The sequence below is a fragment of the Streptomyces sp. CNT360 genome (assembly GCF_000424785.1).
Map to the genome: position 1 here is coordinate 336,410 of NZ_AUKO01000001.1, position 19,005 is coordinate 355,414.

Sequence of the window (19,005 nt, forward strand, 5' to 3'; positions counted from 1 at the left end):
TCCTTCTATCACTCCCCGTCTGATAACCCGTCTGACTCGACAGGAACCCCATGAGCGACACTTCCTCCCCCTACGGCTTCGAGCTCGTGCGGCGTGGCTACGACCGCGGACAGGTTGACGACCGCATCGCGAAGCTGGTCGCCGACCGTGACAGCGCACTGGCCCGGATCACGTCTCTGGAAAAGCGCATCGAGGAGCTCCACCTCGAAACGCAGAACGCCCAGGCTCAGGTCAACGACGCGGAGCCGTCGTACGCCGGCCTCGGCGCCCGTGTCGAGAAGATCCTCCGCCTCGCCGAGGAGGAGGCCAAGGACCTGCGCGAGGAGGCCCGACGCGCCGCCGAGCAGCACCGTGAGCTCGCCGAGGGCGCCGCCCAGCAGGTGCGCAACGACGCGGAGCAGTTCGCCGCCGAGCGCAAGCAGAAGGCCGACGACGAGGGCTCCCGCATCGTCGAGAAGGCCAAGGGTGAGGCGGCCTCGCTGCGCAGCGAGGCCGAGAAGGACGCCCAGTCCAAGCGCGAGGAAGCCGACTCGCTCTTCGAGGACACCCGGGCCAAGGCCGCTCAGGCGGCTGCCGACTTCGAGACCAACCTCGCCAAGCGGCGCGAGCAGTCCGAGCGGGACCTGGCCTCCCGTCAGGCCAAGGCCGAGAAGCGGCTCGCAGAGATCGAGCACCGCGCCGAGCAGCTCCGGCTGGAGGCCGAGAAGCTGCGGACGGACGCGGAGCGCCGCGCCCGCCAGACCGTCGAGACGGCACAGCGCCAGGCGGAGGACATCGTCGCCGACGCCAACGCCAAGGCCGACCGGGTGCGCAGCGAGTCCGAGCGCGAGCTGGCCGCCCTGACCAACCGCCGCGACAGCATCAACGCACAGCTCACCAACGTGCGCGAGATGCTGGCCACCCTCACCGGTGCCGCCGTGGCGGCCGGTGGGCAGGCCGGGGACGAGGCGGCCGACGAGGAGGCGGCCGGCCGCTCGGTGCCCGCCCAGCAGTCCCGCTGACGGCTCCCCGCAGGTCCCTCGCCGTCACCGGGCCGCCTCGCCGCCCTTCCGGCAGGCCGTGGCCCGCCGGTGCAGCTGCGGGGCCGCCTACGCGGTCCCGGTGCGCTGCGGCCCGGTGCGGCTGCTTGTGGAACGCCCCCGCCCTTCGCGGTGCGGGGGCGTTCGCCTGTACCGGGGGCGCGCCGGGACGGGGGGCGAGGCCGGGTACGGGGGTGTGCGCCGCGCGTGCGGAGTCGGCGCGTGCGCGGGGCGGGCGCCTGTGCGGGGCCGGGGCTGCCGCCTCGGGGGTCCGCACGGAGTCCGTACAGACGTACAGCGAAGTTCCGTGCAGCAGGCGAAGGGGGGCGGCAGGGACTGCGCGCGGGACGCGCAGCGGCATCCGGAATCTCACATGTGTGAGTGGTGTGCGGATAATGCGCACGAGTGGCGGGGGAGACACGGGCCGCTTAGCGTCGAAGAATGATCGAGCTGCGGGACCTCACCAAACGGTACGGCGACAAGACCGCCGTCGACGGTCTCAGTTTCACCGTACGCCCCGGCATGGTCACCGGCTTCCTGGGGCCGAACGGTGCCGGGAAGTCGACCACCATGCGGATGGTGCTGGGCCTCGACGCCCCCACCCGTGGCGACGTACGCATCGAGGGCAAGCACTACGGCGAACTGAAAGAACCGCTCAACAGCATCGGCGCCCTCCTCGAAGCCAAGGGGGTGCACGGCGGGCGCAGCGCCTACAACCACCTGCTGTGCATGGCGCAGTCCAACGGCATCTCGGAACGCCGCGTCAGCGAGGTGCTGGAGATGGTGGGCCTGCGCGAGGTGGCCCGCAAGCGGCCCAAGGGTTTCTCGCTCGGCATGGGCCAGCGCCTCGGTATCGCCGCGGCCCTGCTGGGCGACCCGCGCATCCTGATGTTCGACGAGCCGGTCAACGGTCTCGACCCCGAGGGCATCCACTGGATCCGCACCCTGATGCAGCATCTGGCCCGCGAGGGCAGGACGGTCTTCGTCTCCAGCCATCTGATGAGCGAGATGGCGCAGACCGCGGAACACCTCGTGGTCATCGGGCAGGGCAAGCTGCTGGCGGACACCTCGATGTCCCAGTTCATCGCGGAGAACTCCCGTACCCGGGTACGCGTCCGCACGCCTGAGCCCGAACGGCTGCTGGACCTCCTGACCCGCGAGGGGCTGCGCCCGGCCGGCGGTGCGGAGGGGGTCATCGAGGTGGACGGTGACGAGGCTGCCCGCATCGGTGAGCTCGCCACCGCACACCGCCTCGTGCTGCACGAGCTGAGCCCGCAGCGGGCCTCGTTGGAGGAGGCGTTCATGCGGCTGACGGCACAGAGCGTCGAGTACCACGGCGCCGCTCCGAGCGCCGCACAGCCCCCTCCCGGACCCCAGGTCCCGCCCGGCGCCCAGGTGCCTCCCGGAGCCGGGGCCCCTCCCGGCAGCCAGGTCCCGCCGGGCACGCAGCCGCCCGGTGGCGGACAGATGCCGCCCGGTACGCAGCCGCCGGGCGGACAGGCGCCGCCGGGAGCGGAGCCACCGCCGGGCGGACAGGCGCCGCCCGGCGGCGGACAGGCGCCGGCACCAGGTACGCAGCAGCCGTCCGCCTGGGGTGAGAGCTGGAAGCAGAGGGGGCGCCGCCGATGAGTCACACCACCCGCGTACTCAAGTCCGAGTGGACCAAGGTCCGCTCCGTCCGCTCCACCCTGTGGACACTCGCCGCAGCCGTGCTCGTGTCCGTCGGTCTCGGCGCCCTGATCTGTGCGGTGACCGCGTCGACCTTCGGCGACATGTCGACCGTCGACCAGCGCACCTTCGACGCCACCTACACCAGCTTCGCCGGGATGGGCCTCGGCCAGCTCGCGATGATCGCCTTCGGCGTGCTCGTCGTCTCCGCCGAGTACAGCACCGGCATGATCCGCAACTCGCTGGCCGCCGTACCGCAACGCGGCACGTTCCTGTGGTGCAAGGTACTGATCGCCGGGCCACTCGTGCTGGTCATCGGCCTGATCACCAGCTTCTGTGCGTTCTACCTGGGGCAGGCGCTGCTGGGCGACCACGGGGTGAGCATCAGCGACCCCGGCGTGCTGCGCGCCGTGGTCGGCGGCGGCATCTACATGGCACTGATCGCCCTGTTCGCCGTGGGCATCACCTTCGTACTGCGCAGCCCCCTGCTGGCCTTCGCCATCCTGATGCCGTTCTTCTTCCTCGTCTCCAACATCCTCGGCACGGTCGACGCCACCAAGAAGGTCGGCCAGTACCTCCCCGACCAAGCGGGTACGACGGTGATGTCCGTGGTCCCCGGCACGCTGGACCGCCCCTACGGGCCCTGGGAAGGGCTGCTGATCATGGCGGCGTGGACGGCGGCGGCGCTGATCGCGGGGTTCGTCGTCCTCAAGAAACGCGACGCCTGACACCCCCGGCCCCCGGGAAGCGGCGACGTGCGCCCACCCGGGGGCCGCCTCATGGAACCGATCCGCGGCCTCGTAACCTCCTAGGCCATGTCCGGGGGCACGCAAGCCCCGAACTGCGTCCAGGGACAACGGATGATCGAGGCATACGGCCTGACGAAGCGCTACGGCGCCAAGACGGCCGTGTACAACCTGTCCTTCCAGGTGCGGCCGGGGGCCGTGACCGGGTTCCTGGGGCCGAACGGCTCCGGGAAATCGACCACGATGCGCATGATCCTGGGGCTGGACGCACCGACGTCCGGGCAGGTCACCGTGGGCGGGCACTCCTTCCGCGGGCTGCCCAACGCACCCCGCCAGGTCGGCGCACTGCTCGACGCCAAGGCCGTGCACGGCGGCCGCAGCGCACGCAACCACCTGCTCTCGCTGGCACAGCTGTCGGGCATCCCGGCCCGCCGCGTCGACGAGGTGCTGGGCGTCGTCGGGCTGCAGGACGTCGGCAAGAAGCGCTCGAAAGGGTTCTCGCTCGGCATGGGCCAGCGCCTGGGCATCGCCGCAGCGCTGCTCGGCGACCCGCAGGTCCTGCTCTTCGACGAACCGGTCAACGGCCTGGACCCCGAGGGCATCCTGTGGGTCCGCAACCTGATGAAGCGCCTGGCGAGCGAGGGCCGCACCGTCTTCGTCTCCAGCCATCTGATGAGCGAGATGGCGCAGACCGCCGACCATCTCATCGTCATCGGGCGCGGCCAGTTGATGGCCGACATGTCCGTACGGGAGTTCATCGAGCGCAACTCCATAGGGTTCGCCCGCGTGCGGACACCCGACGGTGAGCCCGAGCAGCGCGAGAAGCTGCTCACCGCCCTGCACGAGGCGGGCGGCCAGGCCCAGCCGGAGGAGGACGGTGCGCTCCGCGTCACCGGGCTGCCGCTCCCCCGCATCAGCGACCTGGCGCACGGCGCGGACGTGCGGCTGTGGGAGCTCTCCCCGCACCAGGCCTCGCTGGAAGAGGCATACATGCGCCTGACCCAGGGTTCCGTCGACTACCGCTCGACGACCGACCTGCGGACGGGCCTCCAGCAGCCCGGCACCCCCGCAGGGCCGGGCGGCGGTGCCATGCAAGGGGCACCGGCGTCGGCCCCCGCGATGGGCGCACCCGCCCCGCAGGCCGCGGCCGTGCCCGGCATGGCCGCCGCCCCCCAGATGCCGCCTGCCGGGCCGGCCCCGTCCGCCGGCCAGGGTCCCGCCCCGTACGGCATGCCGACGCCCCAGGGGCCGGCAGCGCAGGGCGCCCCCGCCCCGCAGGGCTACGCCGCGGCACCGCACGGGTACCCCGCGGCGCCGCAGGACGCGCCCCCGCCGAGCAGGCCGGAGGGCGGCACGATGCAGATGCGGGCGCCGCAGCCGGGCGCCAACCCGTACGCCACAGACGCTCCCGTCCCGCCACCCACCGCACCCTGGACCGGCCCGCAGCCGCCCGGCGACGGCCAAGGCGCCCAGCCCGGCACCGCACCGGGCGCGACTCCCGGCACGCCCAGCGACGCGAAGAACGAAGGCGAGGACGCCTGATGAGCACCCAGCACCACAACGGCCAGGCAACCCCCGCCCCGCCCGCCGCACCCGGCGCGGGCCCCGGCACGGGAACGGGCACCGGTGTGGCCGCCGGGCAGCCGAACCCCGCGGCCGACTGGCCGGGCGGCATCGCCCCGTACAGCTCCCCCATTCCAATGGCGCGCACCCACCTCGGCCACGCGCTCCTCTCGGAGTGGACGAAGATCCGTACGGTCCGCTCCACGGTGTGGACGCTCGGCGTGATGTTCGCGCTCGTCGTGGGCGTCGGCCTGCTGACCGCTCTCGCCCTCAGCGGTGAGGACTACACCGGGATGCCGTTGCTCTCCAGCGGACTGTTCGGCCTGATGCTCGGACAGATCTGTGTGATCACGCTCGGCGTGCTGGCGATCTCCTCCGAGTACGGCACCGGCATGATCCGCTCGACGTTGACCGCCTGCCCGCAGCGGGGCCGGGTCCTGCTGGCCAAGTCCGCGGTCTTCTTCGTGCTGGCGTTCGTGACGACGACGCTGGCCTGCACCCTGACGGCGCTGCTCAACTCCGTGCTGCTGAGCGACCAGACGCCTCCCTCGTACGGGTCCCACGGCCGGCTCGCCGATTCCTTCGAAGGAGGGAAGCTCGTCGCCTCCGGCGGTGAATGGCTCGGTGCGACGATCGGCGCGGGCCTGTACGTGGCGCTGCTGGGTCTGTTGTCGCTGGCGGTCGGCGCGCTGCTGCGGCACTCGGCGGGCGCCATCACCACCATGATGGGCATCGTGTTGCTGCCGCTGCTGATGGCGGTGTTCATGGCGGGCGAGGCCCTGCGGGACATCCGGGAGATGCTCATCGAGTACTCCCCGCTGAACGGCCTGGCCTCCCTCTACCGCATCCCGATGTCCACGGACCAGGACGCCACGGGCTGGCCCCTGCTAAGCGGTCTGGCGCTCGTCACCCTGGTCGTTCTGGGCGCGGCATACGCCCTGCTGAGCAAGCGGGACGTCTAGGTTCCGGGGCCTCCCCCTCCCCCTCCCCCTCCCGCCCCTCCCCGATGTCGCCCTCGCCGCAACGCCCCTCAGTAGCGGGGGGCGTTGCGGGACCGCTGGAGTCTGGCGCTGCGGCGGTCGCGGGCGTTCCAGCAGGCGCGGTGCCAGTGGCGCCGGTCGGCGACGTCCCCTGTCAGAGGCCAGACGACGACATGCGGCACGCCGGGGGCGATCTCCTGGTCGCAGCCGGGACACCGGTAGTGCTTGAGTGCCGCTCCGCCGCTTATCTGGCGGACCGCCCACTCCTCGCCCCGCCACTCCTCGGTGCGCTCCAGGCCGTAGCGCGGGCGACCGTCGCGGCCGTCCCCGTCACGGGACGCCGCGGTGCCGGTGCGGGCGGCCTTGGCTGAGGGGGCGGCACCGCTGCGGGAGCGGTTACGGCGCGGGGACACGTGGTCACCTCGGGAGGGGTCGGCGGCAGTGGACAAGGTGGCAGCCGCTCGCGGCGCCGTGCGGACGCCGGGTGGCGGGCGCGGCGGTGGCTGTGTGCGTTCCAGCCTACGCATGGGTGAGGGGGCCGGTCCGGGTTGTCCACAGGAGGGCGCTGATTGGCGTTCATCACATGAACAGGGAGGCGGGCCGTGCCTTCGGCACGTGTCACGCGTTAGTGCCGGGTGAGGAGGTGTCCGGCTCCGCGGGGCGCCTCGTCCCGGGCCAGGCCGTCGGCCGCGGGCGGACACGGAAGCGGTGGGCAATGCGAGTTGGAGCTTTCGTCCTGGGTGCGCAGTTCCCGGGTCAGGGGCAGGGAGAGGCGCTGGAGCGGGCGCTGCGGGCCGGCGAGGAGGCGGAGGCGGCGGGGCTGTCGGACGTCTGGCTGGCCGAGCACCACTTCGTCTCGTACGGCGTGTGCCCCTCGGCGGTGACGCTCGCGGCTCTGCTGCTGGGGCGCACACGGCGGATCGGCGTCGGCACGGCCGTGAGCGTGCTGCCCACCGCGCATCCGGTCGCTCTCGGTGAGCAGACCGCGCTGTTGCACCTGCTGTCCGAGGGGCGCTTCACCCTCGGGGTGGGCCGGGGTGGACCGTGGGTGGACCTGGAGGTGTTCGGCGGCGGGCTGGAGGCGTTCGAGGAGGGTTTCCCCGAGGCTCTCGATCTGTTGCTGCGGTGGCTGCGCGAGCCGCGGGTGGGCGCGGACGGCGGGCGGTACCGGTTCCGTGAGGTGCCGGTGGTGCCGCGCCCCGACTGCGCCGTCGCGGCGAGTGGTGGCGAGGCCCCGGAGGCGGGCGCCCCCGGGGTGGTGGTGGCCTGTACCTCGCCGGGCACGGTGCGGTTGGCTGCGGCCCGGCTGCTGCCCATGCTGCTGGGCATGCACGCCGGGGACGAGGAGAAGGCGGAGATGGTGCGCATGTGGCGGCGGGAGGCACTCGCGGCGGGCCATGCGTACGAGGAGGTCGAGGCCGCCGCGGCGCAGCACGTCTCGGCCGGCGTGGTGCAGGTGGGGGACTCCTCCAGCGAGGCACAGGAGGCGCTGGTCAAAGCCATGCCCGGCTGGCTGCGCGAGGGGCTGGGGCAGCATGTGACGGTCGACGGGCGACCGCGCCGGATGCGTGATCCGATGGGTTACACGGAGCTGTTGTGCGAGCTGCATCCGGTCGGTGCGCCCCGGTTGTGCGCGGACCGGCTCGCGGCGACCGCGGAGCGCACGGGCATCGCAAGCTTCGCTCTGCTGGTGGAGGGCACCGGGGACCGCGACGCCACGGTGCGCAACATCCACCGGCTGGGCGACGAGGTGCTTCCGCTCGTCCGGTGAGACAGGGTTCTTCCGCTCGCCGGGGAGCCGCCGTGCGGTTCACGGGGGCGACGGGTAAAGGCTGAAAACCGCCGCAAGAGGCCGCAAGCCGTTGCGGCGGTGGCCCGCCCACCGCCGCAACGATGCATGCCCCGTCCGCCGTCCCGTTCGCGTCAGGCGACGGGGTGGCGGTCAGCAGTCACGCAGTTCCGGGGACTGGTTGAGCAACTGGCCGCGCACGGACGTGAAGCGGGCGAGGCGCTCGTCCACCGACGAGTCGAGCGGGAAGACGGCGACCCGGTGGCAGTTCTGGAACGCGAGCCGCACCCCGAAGTGGCGTTCCAGTGCGCCCCGTATCGCATCGCTCGCCAGCGCACGGAGCAACTGGCCACGGTGCTGCTCGTCAGGGGGCGGAGTCTGGTTGTCGGCGAACTCGCCGCCGTCGACCTTCAACTGCGCGACGAGCGAGCTGACCATCTCCCACGCGTAAGGGAGGGACGTGCGGACGCAGTCGACGAACGCCGCCTCATCCACCTCGCCACGTTCAGCCTGTTCCAACAGCGCAGGTGGGACGTCGAGCGACATGGGTTTCTCCTCTCGCGACCCGGCCGGGGAGCCGGATCTCTTGGGGGTGAAAGGACATCACCGTGTAGTCGCGCAACCTCGGACGGCGACGCCCAGCTTCACGGTACGGCTCCCGGGGTGGGAAGAGGACGGGAATGGGAATACTCGCGCCACTGTCGAACGCCGCATCCGGGGGCGAATCGCGCGCCGGTGCGCCCGTCAAGTAGCGTGACCGACCATGCGTCTCGTCATCGCCCGCTGTTCTGTCGACTACGCCGGCAGGCTCACCGCGCACCTTCCCTCCGCTCCCCGGCTCATCCTGATCAAGGCGGACGGTTCGGTCTCCGTGCACGCCGACGACCGTGCGTACAAGCCTCTCAACTGGATGTCGCCGCCCTGCACCCTCAAGGAGGGGGACGACCAGCGGTGGACGGTGGAGAACAAGGCCGGCGAGAAACTCATCATCACGATGGAGGAGATCCTGCACGACTCCTCGCACGAGCTGGGTTCCGATCCGGGGCTGATCAAGGATGGCGTGGAAGCACACCTTCAGGAGCTTCTCGCGGACCGGATGGAGACGCTCGGCGACGGATGGTCGCTCATCCGGCGCGAGTTCCCCACCGCGATCGGCCCGGTGGACATCCTGTGCCGGGACGGCGACGGGGCGACCGTCGCCATCGAGATCAAGCGGCGCGGCGAGATCGACGGCGTCGAGCAGCTCACCCGCTACCTGGAGCTCCTCAACCGCGATCCGCATCTGTCTCCGGTGAAGGGCGTGTTCGCGGCGCAGGAGATCAAGCCGCAGGCCAGGGTGCTGGCCACCGACCGCGGAATCGACTGCGTCACTCTCGACTACGACGCCCTGCGCGGCATCGAGGACGACAAGCTCCGCCTGTTCTGAACCCCTCCGGGGCACCCGGGTGCGCCGGGTCAGCCGAGGATTCCGCGGCCGTACGCGGTGGCCACGGCCGCCGCCCGGTCGTTGACTCCGAGCTTGGCGTACAGGTGGGTGAGGTGGGTCTTGACGGTGGCCTCGCTGATGAACAGGGCGCGCGCGATCTCGCGGTTGGGGGTGCCCTTGGCGACCAGTTCCAGGACTTCGCGCTCCCGGGCGCTGAGAGCGTGCCGTTTCTCCGCCGGGCGCGGGTCCCGCACGCGGTCGACGAGGCGGGAGGCGACAGCGGGCGAGAGCACGGTGCGGCCGGCTGCCACGTCCCGTACGGCGGCGAACAGTTCCTCGGGCGGCGCGTCCTTGAGCAGGTAGCCGCTGGCGCCCGCCTCGATCGCCGGGAGGGTGTCCGCGTCGGTGTCGTAGGTGGTGAGGACGAGGACCTTGGTGGGCAGGCGGCGCCGGACGATCTGCGCGATGGCCTCGACTCCCCCGCCCCGCGGCATCCGCAGGTCCATCAGCACCACGTCGGGCGCCAGCCGGGCGGCCAGCTCCACCCCCTGGACGCCGCCCGCCGCCTCGCCCAGCACACGGAAGCCGGGCGCCGACTCGAAGATGGCCCGCAACCCGTCCCGCACGACGGGGTGGTCGTCGACGAGGAGGAGGGAGACGGGGCACGGCCCGGGTGGCGGGTGTTCAGTCGTCATGGCGGACCAACGGTACGCGAGCCGAGACCGCCGTCCCCCCTCCCGGCTCCGTCTCCACCTCGACGGTGCCGGCGAGGCGTTCGGCACGGGAGCGCATGCCGGACAGCCCGAACCCGCCGCCGTCGCTGCTGGGTTCGCGGACCGTACGCAGGTCGAAGCCGCGCCCGTCGTCGCGGACGTCGAGGCTGACCTCGTCGTCCATGTAGGAGAGGGTGACCCCCACGCGGGTGGCGCAGGCGTGCCGGTCGACGTTGGCGAGGGCTTCCTGGGCGATCCGGAGCAGGGTCGCCTCCACCTCGGCGTGGAGGGGCTCGGGGTCGCCGGTGACGGTGCATTCCGCGCGGGCGCCGCTGGAGCGGGCCCAGTCCTCGGTGGCCTTGTGCAGAGCCGCAGGCAGCGCGTCGTGTTCGAGCTCCCGCGGGGCGAGGTTCTGCACCGACCGCCGTGCCTGCGCGAGGCTGCGCCGGGCCAGGTCGGAGGCCAGGTCCAGGTGGGGCCGCGCCGCGTTCCCGGTCTCGCTGTCGGCGGCGGCGCCGAGCTGGGTGATGATGCCGGTGAGGCCCTGGGCGAGGGTGTCGTGGATCTCGGCGGCCAGCCTGCGCCGTTCGTCGTTGACGCCGGCTTCGCGTGCCTGGAGGAGCAGTTGGGCGTGCAGGCCCGCGTTCTCCTCCAGGGCCTGTTCCAGCCGGGCGTTGGTGCGGGCGAGCTCGGCGATGGTGGCTTCGCGGACGCGGGCCGCCTCGGCCTCCTGGTCGTTGAGGTGGACGAAGTAGAGGACCAGGAAGGCGTTCATCGCGAACAGCACGAAGAGGACCAGCCAGCCGTCGAAGGTGGCGGGAGGCAGTCCGCCGGACTGGGATCCGGCCACGGTCACGGCGTTGACGAGGAGCCCGAGCCGTACCCAGCGGGCCGGCAGCCGGCGGGCGACATCGAAGTAGCCGAGGACGGCGAAGAGCCCGCAGAAGGGGTTGAGCCAGGTCAGCACGGCGGCGATCGCCGAGCGGAGCACGTAGTAGACGACGCCGCGCCGGACCGGCCGGGAGGCTGTGCGGACGGTCCTGCCCCACCAGATCTGCAGGAGGAGCGCCGCCGTCAGCAGCACGGCGGCGGCCATCTCCTGCGCCGTGGTCATCAGCTGCCGGGCGGTGGCCACGGTCAGCAGGGTGGCCAGGGCGAGGAGCGCGTACGGTCCCCAGCGGAAGAAGCGTTCCCATCCGGTGAGGGCCGTGGCCGGATCCGCTTCCCGCTGCTGCGGGAGGGAGGCGGCCGCCCCGTCGTGCGTCATGCATCCAGTGTGCCGGGACTGTGGGGGCAGAAGCCGGGCGCGGCCGGTCACTCCCAGCGGAACCAACGCGTCGCCGACCGGGTGAGGACCGCTGCCCACAGCGCTGTCACCCCCAGGTGCGTCAGCTCGGGCCAGCTTCCCGTGGCGGCCTGGTTCAGCGCCTGGGAGGCGGCGCCGAACGGGGTGGACTCGACGATGTGCCGCAGCGCCGCCGGCATCGTCTGCACCGGTGCCCAGACGCCCGCGGTGAACATCACCGGGAAGAGGATCACCGTGCCGGTCGCCTGTGCGGTCTTCCCGGTGCGGACCAGGGAGCTGATGAGGGCGCCGAGGGCGAGGGCGGCGGCCTCGGTCAGCAGGACGGCCAGCACGTATCCGGCGAGCTGCCGGGGCAGTGCCACGCCGAAGGCGAGGCGTCCGATGCCGAGGACGAGCAGCACCGACGCCGCGCCGGTGCAGCCGTGCAGCACGATCTGCGCGGTGAGCAGGTGGCGGGGGCGCGCGGGCGTGGCGCGGAGTCTGCGGAGGATGCCGCGTTCCCGGTAGCCCGTCAGGACGGCGGGCATCGACTGGACCGCCGAGACGATGACGCTCAGCAGCACGGCCACGGGTACGTACAGGTCGACTGTCCGCCGCCCGTCCAGGTCGGCGGAGGCCTGCCGGAAGGAGGGGATGAGGCCGAGGACCGTGAGCAGCACGGAGGGGAAGGCGACGGTCCAGAAGAGCGCGGCCGGCTCGCGCAGGAACAGCCGGAACTCGGCGCGCAGCACCGCGAGGGAGGCGGCGGCCCTGCGTGTGCGCCAGCCGCCGCGTGCCGCGCTGGCCGTGGGGGTGGCGGGTGGGTGTGCCGTCGTCATGCGGGGTTCTCCTGCCGCGTGCGGGGCCGTGATCCGCCGGGTGACGCGGGAGCGGCCGAGGGCTTCTCGGTGTCGGTCAGGTCGAGGAACGCGTCGTCCAGCGTGGCGTCCTGGACCCGGAGCTGCCCTGCGGTGATGCGGCGCCTGGCGAGGGTGGACAGGAGCACCTCGACGGTCTCGTCCGTGCCGTGCAGGGTGATGCGGGGCCCGTGCGTCCGTACCGAGCGGGCCCCGGGCAGTGCCTGGAGTTCTGTTTCGGCGAGGGGCCGGGAGGGGGTGAAGGCGACGACCGTGGGGTCGGCCTTCCGGCTGATCAGTTCGGCGGGGGTGCCCAGGGCAGCGAGGCGGCCCCGGTCGATGACGGCGACGCGGTCGCACAGCCGCTGTGCCTCTTCCATGAGGTGGGTGACCAGCAGCACGGTCACCCCGCGGGCGCGGATCTCCTCCACCAGTTCCCACACCGCGCGGCGGGCCCGCGGGTCGAGACCCGTGGTCAGCTCGTCCAGGACGACGGCACGCGGGTTACCGAGGAGGGCCAGGGCGATGAAGAGGCGCTGCTTCTGGCCGCCGGAGAGTGTGCCGAACCGCACGTCGAGGCGGTCTCGGAGCCCCAGCCGGGCCGCGAGGTCGCGCCAGTCGGCGGGCCGGGGGTGGAAGGAGGCGTAGAGCCGCAGGGCCTCGCCCACGGTGAGCTTGGGCTGGAGCTGACTTGCCTGGAGCTGGGCGCCGAGGATCCGGGTGACCTCGTCGTGCTCGGTGACGGGATCGAACCCGGCGACGCTGATCCGCCCGGCGTCGGGGGTGCGCAGCCCCTCCACGCACTCGACGGTGGTGGTCTTGCCCGCACCGTTGGGGCCGAGGATCCCGAAGATCTCGCCTTCCTCGACGGTGAAGCCGACACCGTCCACGACCGGGCGCCCGCCGTACTCCTTGCGCAGCCCGCTGACTTCGACAATTGGCATGCCAGGAGCGTGGCGCAGCGGTGCCCGTGCGCACATCGGCCATCGCTCTCGTCCTGCCATCAGCCGATCAGTTGATGCCAGGACCACGCCCCGGGTGCGGTCAGCCCTGCGAGGGTGACCCGGACGACGGGCTGCCGCTGCCGCTGCCCCCGTCGCCGGGGGCGGTGTGCCCGCTGCCGGGGGCCCGGCCGGTCGCCGTGCCGGAGGCGGAGCCGCCGCCGGAGGGTTCGGAGGACGGGTCCTCGGTCGTCGGGTCGTCGGTGGGTGTGGGGTCGGGGTCCTCGGAGGTGGGCGGGTCGTCCGGCGAGGAGGGGGGATCGTCCGGCGAGGAGGGCGGGTCCTCGGGCGAGGACGGCGGGTCGTCGTGGCCCGGGTCGCTGCTGTGGTCCCCGGGGGAGCTGGAGGTGCCCTTGGTCGAGCTGGGCGTGTCGTCGGCCGGTGCGCTGCTCTTGTCGGTGGAGGAGGGCGCGTCCGTGTCGGGCGACGGCGAGCCCGCTGCGGGCTGCCGGTGGGCGGGGGTGCCGGTGTCGTCGTCCCCGGAGGGCTCGTCGCCGGCGTTCTTCTCGTCGTCCTCCTGGGAGGTGGTGGAGTCGGGTCGTACGGTGTCGGGCGTGCCGTTCTCGTCGGAGACGGTGCCCAGCGTCACGACGGTGCCGAGGACGGCGGCGAGCAGGGCGCCGGCGCCCGCGGCGGCCATGTTCCGCTTGCTGCTGGTGAGGGCCCGCCAGCCGCGGGGGGCACCGTGCCGCGCACCCTTGCCGGCGGCCGCGCTCGGGAAGGGCTCGTCGCCGGGACCGGCCGGGGCCGAGGCGGAGACGAGCGTCTCGCCCGGTGCCTCCTGCGCGGCGGCGGCCGGGGCGAGCACGGCGGTCGGCCCCTCGGTGGGTCCGTGCGGTGCCCCCGGTCCGGGCGGGGGCGACACGGCCGTGCTGCCGTCCGGCGGGGTGGCGGTCCCGTAGGGGGGTGCCGCGGCGAAGGCCGACCCGGCGGCGCCGGTGCCGCCCGCCATGGCGAGCCGGTCGGTGACCAGTGCCAGCGCCCGGCGCCCGGCGACCATGCCGCGCTGTTCCGCGAGAGTGCCGCGCAGGGCGAGCGCCGCCTCCAGCTCGGTGCGGGCCCGTTCGGGGTTGCCCGCGGCGAGGGCGAGGATGCCCAGTTCGTGGTGGAAGTAGGCCTCCTCGGCGAGTTCGCCGGAGGCCCTGGCTGCTTCCTGTCCGCAGCGCAGCATCCGTTCCCAGGCGCTCCAGCGCATGCCTGCCGCCAGGGCGGGGGCGGCGGTACGGGCCAGCAGCACGGCGGCGTTGGAGTTGCCGCCCTGGTGGGCGCCGCGGGCGGCGGCCAGCAGCGCGTCGGCTTCCTGGGTGAGGCGGGCGGCGCCGAGGGAGGGGTGCCCCGCCCACCAGGCGTAGTGCTGCGCGGCGGCGAGGGCGCGGGTGTCGCGGCCCTCGCCGAAGCCGGCCCCGGTGAGCTGTTCGGCGACACCTGCGGCCAGCCGGAAGTGGTCGCCGGCCGGGCTGATCAGGCCGAAGGAGAGGAGTTCGGTGACGCAGTCCTCGGCGTGCGGGTCGCCGGTGAGGGCGGGGAGCTGGGTGGGGTGCGGGAGGACGCCGTCGAGGGCGAGGGCGGTCAGCAGCGCGTCGCGGCCCGCCTCGGTCAGGGCCGCGGCCAGCAGGGGCGTCAGTGCGGCGTCGCCGCTGAGGCCGGGGACGACTCCGCCGCTGCCCTGCAGCCGCAGCAGTGCGCCGGCCTGCACGAAGCGCAGCGCCAGACCCTCGGAGTCGAACCACAGGCCGGACGCCCAGTCGGCTTCGTCGTCGGTGAGCTGGCGGTGGACGGCGCGCTCCAGCAGTTCCACGCAGCCGGTGCGGCTGAGCCCGGCGAGGAAGACCTCGTCGACGCAGGAGTCGGCGGCGGGCGCGGGCACCTGCGGCGTGGTGGTGAACAGGAAGGCGCACTCGGGGGTGGCGCGGAGCAGCTCGTCGAGGGCGGTGCCGCCGAACTCCAGGTCGTCGACGAGGACGACGGCGCCGACGCCGGCCAGTGCGCGCACCAGTTCGATCTTGCCGGGTCGGTGGAGGGGGGCGTGGTGCACGGCGGCGAACAGGTCGTACATCAGGTCGCTGGGGGTGCGGCGGTGGCCGCTGAGCCGCACGACGCCGTCGGGGGCGAGGTGGGCGACGTCCTCGGCGACGGCGTCGATCAGGGTGCTGCGTCCCGATCCGGGCGGCCCGGTGAGCCGTACGGAGCGGCCGCGGGAGAGCAGCCGCGTGAGGCGTTCGCGCTCCTCGTCCCGCTCGACGAGGCTGCCGGGCGGAAGCTGGGCCGCAGCCGTGGGCCCGGGGACCGCGGGCCGCTCCTGCGGGGCGAGCTTGCGGGGGGCCTGCTGCCGGTCGCCGGGCGGGCGGGGCTCGACCTCGCTGCCGTCGACGGGGTTGACGGTGACGAGGTACTCCTCGGCGACGAGCCGGACGGCCCTGGCCGGGTCGCCGGCGGGCCGCTCGGTGCCGTCCGCCGTGCCGCCGGCAGCTTGCGCGCCGGAGCGTGCGCCACCGGCCTGGGCGCCGCCGGACCGCGCGCCGTCGGCGGGTGCGGGGCCGGGCCGTGCGTCGCCGGTGGGCTCGTGCGGGTCACCGTGCGGGAAGCTGTCGCTGCCGTGCCGATCCATCGTCATGTCTCCCAAGAACTGATGGCGCCTCCGGCCGCCCGGGTGGGGCCGGTCCGGTGCGCGCCCTCCATTGTCCAGGAAGCGGAGCGGTGCGGGGGCGGCACCGGCGGGATTGTCATGGGTTCGCCAGGACCCCGGACCGTCCGTGCCCGGCGGACCCCGTGGACCGGCCGCCCGCGGCCGCGGATCCGACCGGCTCGATCGCCAGGATCCGGTGCAGCCGGGTGGCCACCAGAACGCGCTGCATCTGCGGCGGCACCTTGCGGAGGACGAGCCTTCTGCCGCAGCGCCCCGCCCGGCGGTGCGCGCCCATGATCACGCCGAGCCCCGTGGCATCCCACGAGTCGAGCGCGGCGAGGTCGAGCACGAGGTCGCCGTCGCCCGAGTCGACAGCGGCGTGCAGGACCGTACGGGCGTCCGCGGCGCTGCGGACGTCGAGACGACCTCCGACGACCAGCTCGGCGTGGTCGCCCCTGATGTCCATATGTGCTCCCGGAGTGGTGTCCGTGGCGTGCGTCCTTCGGTGTGCTGCCCGGCCCCCTGGCAGATGTTCCGGACCGGGATGCTGCGGTGACTCCCCGTGACGGTCGCGGAGTCCGATGCGCTGCGGGAAGGCCGCCCTCCGCGGGTGGGGAGGGGCGCCCTCGGGGCCCTCCCAGTGAAGACGGATTCCGGTGGGGCCGAGTTGTCGTCCGTGTCCTGACCGATACGGACTTTCACCCTTGCGGGCGAGCGGCCGTGCAGCCGAAAGGGCCGGAGGCGGGGCCTCAGTGGGTGTAGAAGCCCTGCCCGCTCTTGCGTCCGAGATCCCCGGCGTCGACCATCCGCCGCATCAGCTCCGGAGGGGCGAACTTGCCGTCCTGGGACTCGGTGTGGATGTTCTCGGTGGCGTGCAGCAGGATGTCGACGCCTGTCAGGTCGGCGGTGGCCAGCGGGCCCATGGCGTGCCCGAAGCCGAGCCTGCAGGCGGTGTCGATGTCCTCGGCCGAGGCGACGCCCGACTCGTAGAGCCTGGCCGCCTCGACCACGAGGGCCGAGATGAGGCGGGTGGTGACGAAGCCGGCGACGTCGCGGTTGACGACGACGCAGGTCTTGCCGACGGACTCGGCGAACTCCCGGGCGGCCGTGAGGGTCTCGTCGCTGGTCTTGTGGCCGCGTACCAGCTCGCACAGTGCCATCATCGGCACCGGCGAGAAGAAGTGGGTGCCCACGACCCGCTCCGGCCTGGCGGTGGCTGCCGCGATCTTGGTGATCGGGATGGCGGAGGTGTTCGAGGCCAGGACGGTGTGCTCGCCGACGAGCTCGTCGAGGGCCGCGAAGATCTCCCGCTTGACCTCGATCCGCTCGAAGACCGCCTCCACGACGACGTCGGCGTCGGCCGCCGCGTCCAGGTCCGTGGTGGTGGAGATGCGCGCCAGCGCCGACTCGGCGTCCGCGGCCGTCAGCTTGCCCTTGGCGACGAACTTGTCCACGGACGCCTTGATCCCGTCGGTGCCCCGGGCGAGCGCCTCGTCCGTCACATCGCGGAGCGTCACATCCCAGCCCGCCACGGCGGAGACCTGCGCGATTCCGGAGCCCATGAGGCCGGCTCCGATGACGGCGAGCTTCTTCGCCACGTTCTTCCCCTCACTTCGCGTCCCGCCGGGTGGTCCGCCCGCTGGTGCGGCGTCACCCGCGCGCCTGTGATTGACCGTCCGCCCGGCGGACATTAGCGCTTATCGGCGCGGCATGGGCCGGGAAGAGACACGTATCACGTCTCACATGGCGGACGTCACACCGCCGGGTGGCCGTAGGTGAGGGCGGATCAGGGGTGGGGCCTGGTCGCGTAGTTGAGGAGCTCGTCGGTGACCAAGGATTCGTAGGCGTCCAGTTCGGCGAGTGCGTCGCGGGCCGCCTGTTCGGGTGAGGTGCCGTCGGCGATCGCGAGCGTGGCGTGCCTGGTCACCAGCTCCGTCACGTTCACCAGCTCGTAGGCGACCAGCCCGGGCAGGGGGTCGCCGTCGGCCGCACCGGTCTCCGCCACCAGGGTCTCCCGCAGCCGGGCGGCGGTGCGGTGGTGCAGCACCATCAGGCGTGCGACGAGGGCGGGGGACTCCCGCACCACACGCATGAAGTCGTCGAAGCCCTCCCGGACACCGCCGTAGATGTTCCGGTCGGCGATGTCCTGGCGCAGCCTGCCCAGCACCGCCGCGGCGGCGGACCGGCCGGGCTCGCGCTCGCGCACCAGGGAGGCGGCGCGCTCGACCATCTCCTCCTCCCGGTCGAAGAAGAGGTCCTCCTTGGCCGGGAAGTAGTTGTAGACCGTGTTGACCGAGACGTCCGCGGCGTCGGCGATCTCGGCGATGGTGACCGCGTCGAAACCGCGCGCCATGAACAGACCGGTGGCGATGTCGGAGATCCGCTGCCGTGTCAGGCGTTTCTTCCGTTCCCTGCGGCCCTCTGTCGGGGCGGTGCTGGCCATGGCCTCATCGTACGCGTCGCTGGTGACGGTCAAAACTTGGGTAGGTTGCAATATTTGGGCGACTCTGTTTTTCTGTCGGCATGCCAGCAGCCATCCACGCCACCGGGCTGACCCGGACCTTCCACACCAGGAACGGCACCGTCGAGGCCGTCCGCGGTATCGACCTGACCGTCCAGGAGGGCGAGATCCTCGGCTTCCTCGGCCCCAACGGAGCAGGCAAGACGACCACGCTGCGGATGCTCACCACGCTGCTGCCGCCCACCGCGGGCAGCGCCACGGTGGCCGGCCGCGACCTGGTAACCGACCCGCGCGGCGTGCGGCACCGCATCGGGTACGTCGCCCAGTCCGGCGGCGTCGACCCCTCCGTCAGCGTCCGCGAGGAGCTCACCACCCAGGGCAGGCTCTACCGTCTGACCAAGGAGGAGGCCGAGCAGCGCACGTCGGAGCTGGCGGTCGAACTGGAGCTGACCGGGCTACTGGAGCGACCCTGCCGGGCCCTGTCCGGCGGGCAGCGGCGGCGGCTCGACATCGCCATGGCGCTCACCCACCGTCCCGCCCTGCTCTTCCTGGACGAGCCGACCACCGGGCTCGACCCGGGCAGCCGCGCCGACCTGTGGACACTGGTGCGCACCCTGCGCCAGGAGCGCGGCATGACGGTCTTCTTGACGACCCACTACCTGGACGAGGCCGACGCGCTCGCCGACCGCCTGGTGATCGTGGACGGCGGGCGCATCGTCGCCGAGGGCACCTCCGCCCAGCTCAAGCAGGCCCACGCCGGATCCGCCGACGCCAGCCTCCAGGACGCCTTCATCGCGTTGACCGGGCGCGATACCAGGCGCGCACCCGCGGACTCGGCGCCGCTTGCCGTCTGATCCCGTCCCGACGACGA

At 72.9% G+C, this 19,005-nt stretch carries 18 protein-coding genes; 8 read left to right on the plus strand and 10 right to left on the minus strand.

The annotated features are described in order from the left end of the window. Window positions 1-50: 50 nt before the first annotated feature. The 5 genes from H297_RS0101385 to H297_RS0101405 all read left to right on the plus strand — a co-directional run bounded on the left by H297_RS0101385 (window position 51) and on the right by H297_RS0101405 (window position 5,958). Window positions 51-1,001, plus strand: coding sequence for a cellulose-binding protein (locus tag H297_RS0101385; protein WP_027735585.1), 951 nt, complete (start codon window positions 51-53; stop codon window positions 999-1,001). Window positions 1,002-1,460: 459 nt separating this feature from the next. Beyond that, window positions 1,461-2,648: an ABC transporter ATP-binding protein gene (locus H297_RS33860; protein ID WP_078513657.1), complete on the plus strand. Its 1,188-nt coding sequence runs from the start codon at window positions 1,461-1,463 to the stop codon at window positions 2,646-2,648. Further along, window positions 2,645-3,415, plus strand: a complete 771-nt coding sequence (locus H297_RS0101395) for an ABC transporter permease subunit (RefSeq protein ID WP_027735586.1) — start codon at window positions 2,645-2,647, stop codon at window positions 3,413-3,415. The genes H297_RS33860 and H297_RS0101395 overlap by 4 nt, the downstream gene beginning before the upstream one ends. 132 nt (window positions 3,416-3,547) lie before the next feature. Beyond that, the gene (locus H297_RS33865; protein WP_037792470.1) at window positions 3,548-4,975 is read left to right on the plus strand and encodes an ATP-binding cassette domain-containing protein; all 1,428 of its coding nucleotides are present in this window, start codon (window positions 3,548-3,550) and stop codon (window positions 4,973-4,975) included. Next, on the plus strand, window positions 4,975-5,958 hold the full coding sequence (locus H297_RS0101405) for an ABC transporter permease (protein ID WP_027735587.1): 984 nt from the start codon (window positions 4,975-4,977) through the stop codon (window positions 5,956-5,958). Before H297_RS33865 ends, H297_RS0101405 begins: the two co-directional genes overlap by 1 nt. Window positions 5,959-6,026: 68 nt before the next feature. On the opposite strand, the gene H297_RS0101410 is transcribed toward H297_RS0101405, so the two are convergent. Beyond that, entirely contained in the window at window positions 6,027-6,389 is a 363-nt protein-coding gene (locus H297_RS0101410; protein ID WP_027735588.1) for a hypothetical protein, read from the minus strand. A 302-nt stretch (window positions 6,390-6,691) separates the two neighbouring features. Here H297_RS0101410 and H297_RS0101415 point away from each other — a divergent pair, with 302 nt between their 5' ends. Next, complete coding sequence (locus H297_RS0101415; RefSeq protein ID WP_027735589.1) at window positions 6,692-7,747, plus strand: LLM class flavin-dependent oxidoreductase; 1,056 nt, start codon at window positions 6,692-6,694, stop codon at window positions 7,745-7,747. A 171-nt stretch (window positions 7,748-7,918) separates the two neighbouring features. Here H297_RS0101415 and H297_RS0101420 read toward each other — a convergent pair whose 3' ends face one another. Beyond that, a complete protein-coding gene (locus H297_RS0101420; protein ID WP_027735590.1) occupies window positions 7,919-8,311 on the minus strand; it encodes an SCO5389 family protein in 393 nt (130 codons plus the stop codon). 217 nt (window positions 8,312-8,528) lie between these two features. On the opposite strand from H297_RS0101420, the gene nucS reads away from it, so the two are divergent. Further along, entirely contained in the window at window positions 8,529-9,191 is a 663-nt protein-coding gene (nucS, locus tag H297_RS0101425; RefSeq protein WP_027735591.1) for an endonuclease NucS, read from the plus strand. A 29-nt stretch (window positions 9,192-9,220) separates the two neighbouring features. Here nucS and H297_RS0101430 read toward each other — a convergent pair whose 3' ends face one another. The 8 genes from H297_RS0101430 to H297_RS0101465 form a co-directional block, all read right to left on the minus strand. Beyond that, window positions 9,221-9,886 (minus strand): response regulator transcription factor, encoded by a 666-nt coding sequence (locus tag H297_RS0101430; RefSeq protein ID WP_027735592.1) that lies wholly within the window; start codon window positions 9,884-9,886, stop codon window positions 9,221-9,223. Next, window positions 9,876-11,171: a sensor histidine kinase gene (locus tag H297_RS33870; RefSeq protein WP_051351402.1), complete on the minus strand. Its 1,296-nt coding sequence runs from the start codon at window positions 11,169-11,171 to the stop codon at window positions 9,876-9,878. Before H297_RS33870 ends, H297_RS0101430 begins: the two co-directional genes overlap by 11 nt. A gap of 47 nt (window positions 11,172-11,218) precedes the next feature. Next, a complete protein-coding gene (locus H297_RS0101440; RefSeq protein ID WP_027735593.1) occupies window positions 11,219-12,028 on the minus strand; it encodes an ABC transporter permease in 810 nt (269 codons plus the stop codon). Beyond that, on the minus strand, window positions 12,025-12,990 hold the full coding sequence (locus H297_RS33875; protein WP_051351403.1) for an ABC transporter ATP-binding protein: 966 nt from the start codon (window positions 12,988-12,990) through the stop codon (window positions 12,025-12,027). The genes H297_RS0101440 and H297_RS33875 overlap by 4 nt, the downstream gene beginning before the upstream one ends. A gap of 100 nt (window positions 12,991-13,090) precedes the next feature. Further along, the gene (locus tag H297_RS33880; RefSeq protein WP_199787121.1) at window positions 13,091-15,661 is read right to left on the minus strand and encodes an ATP-binding protein; all 2,571 of its coding nucleotides are present in this window, start codon (window positions 15,659-15,661) and stop codon (window positions 13,091-13,093) included. 109 nt (window positions 15,662-15,770) lie between these two features. After that, window positions 15,771-16,139, minus strand: coding sequence for an STAS domain-containing protein (locus H297_RS0101455; RefSeq protein ID WP_027735594.1), 369 nt, complete (start codon window positions 16,137-16,139; stop codon window positions 15,771-15,773). A gap of 283 nt (window positions 16,140-16,422) precedes the next feature. Beyond that, entirely contained in the window at window positions 16,423-17,271 is an 849-nt protein-coding gene (locus H297_RS0101460; RefSeq protein ID WP_027735595.1) for a 3-hydroxyacyl-CoA dehydrogenase family protein, read from the minus strand. A gap of 188 nt (window positions 17,272-17,459) precedes the next feature. After that, the gene (locus H297_RS0101465; RefSeq protein WP_027735596.1) at window positions 17,460-18,116 is read right to left on the minus strand and encodes a TetR/AcrR family transcriptional regulator; all 657 of its coding nucleotides are present in this window, start codon (window positions 18,114-18,116) and stop codon (window positions 17,460-17,462) included. Between the two features lie 80 nt (window positions 18,117-18,196). Here H297_RS0101465 and H297_RS0101470 point away from each other — a divergent pair, with 80 nt between their 5' ends. Then, a complete protein-coding gene (locus H297_RS0101470; protein WP_027735597.1) occupies window positions 18,197-18,988 on the plus strand; it encodes an ATP-binding cassette domain-containing protein in 792 nt (263 codons plus the stop codon). The last annotated feature ends 17 nt before the right edge of the window (window positions 18,989-19,005 follow it).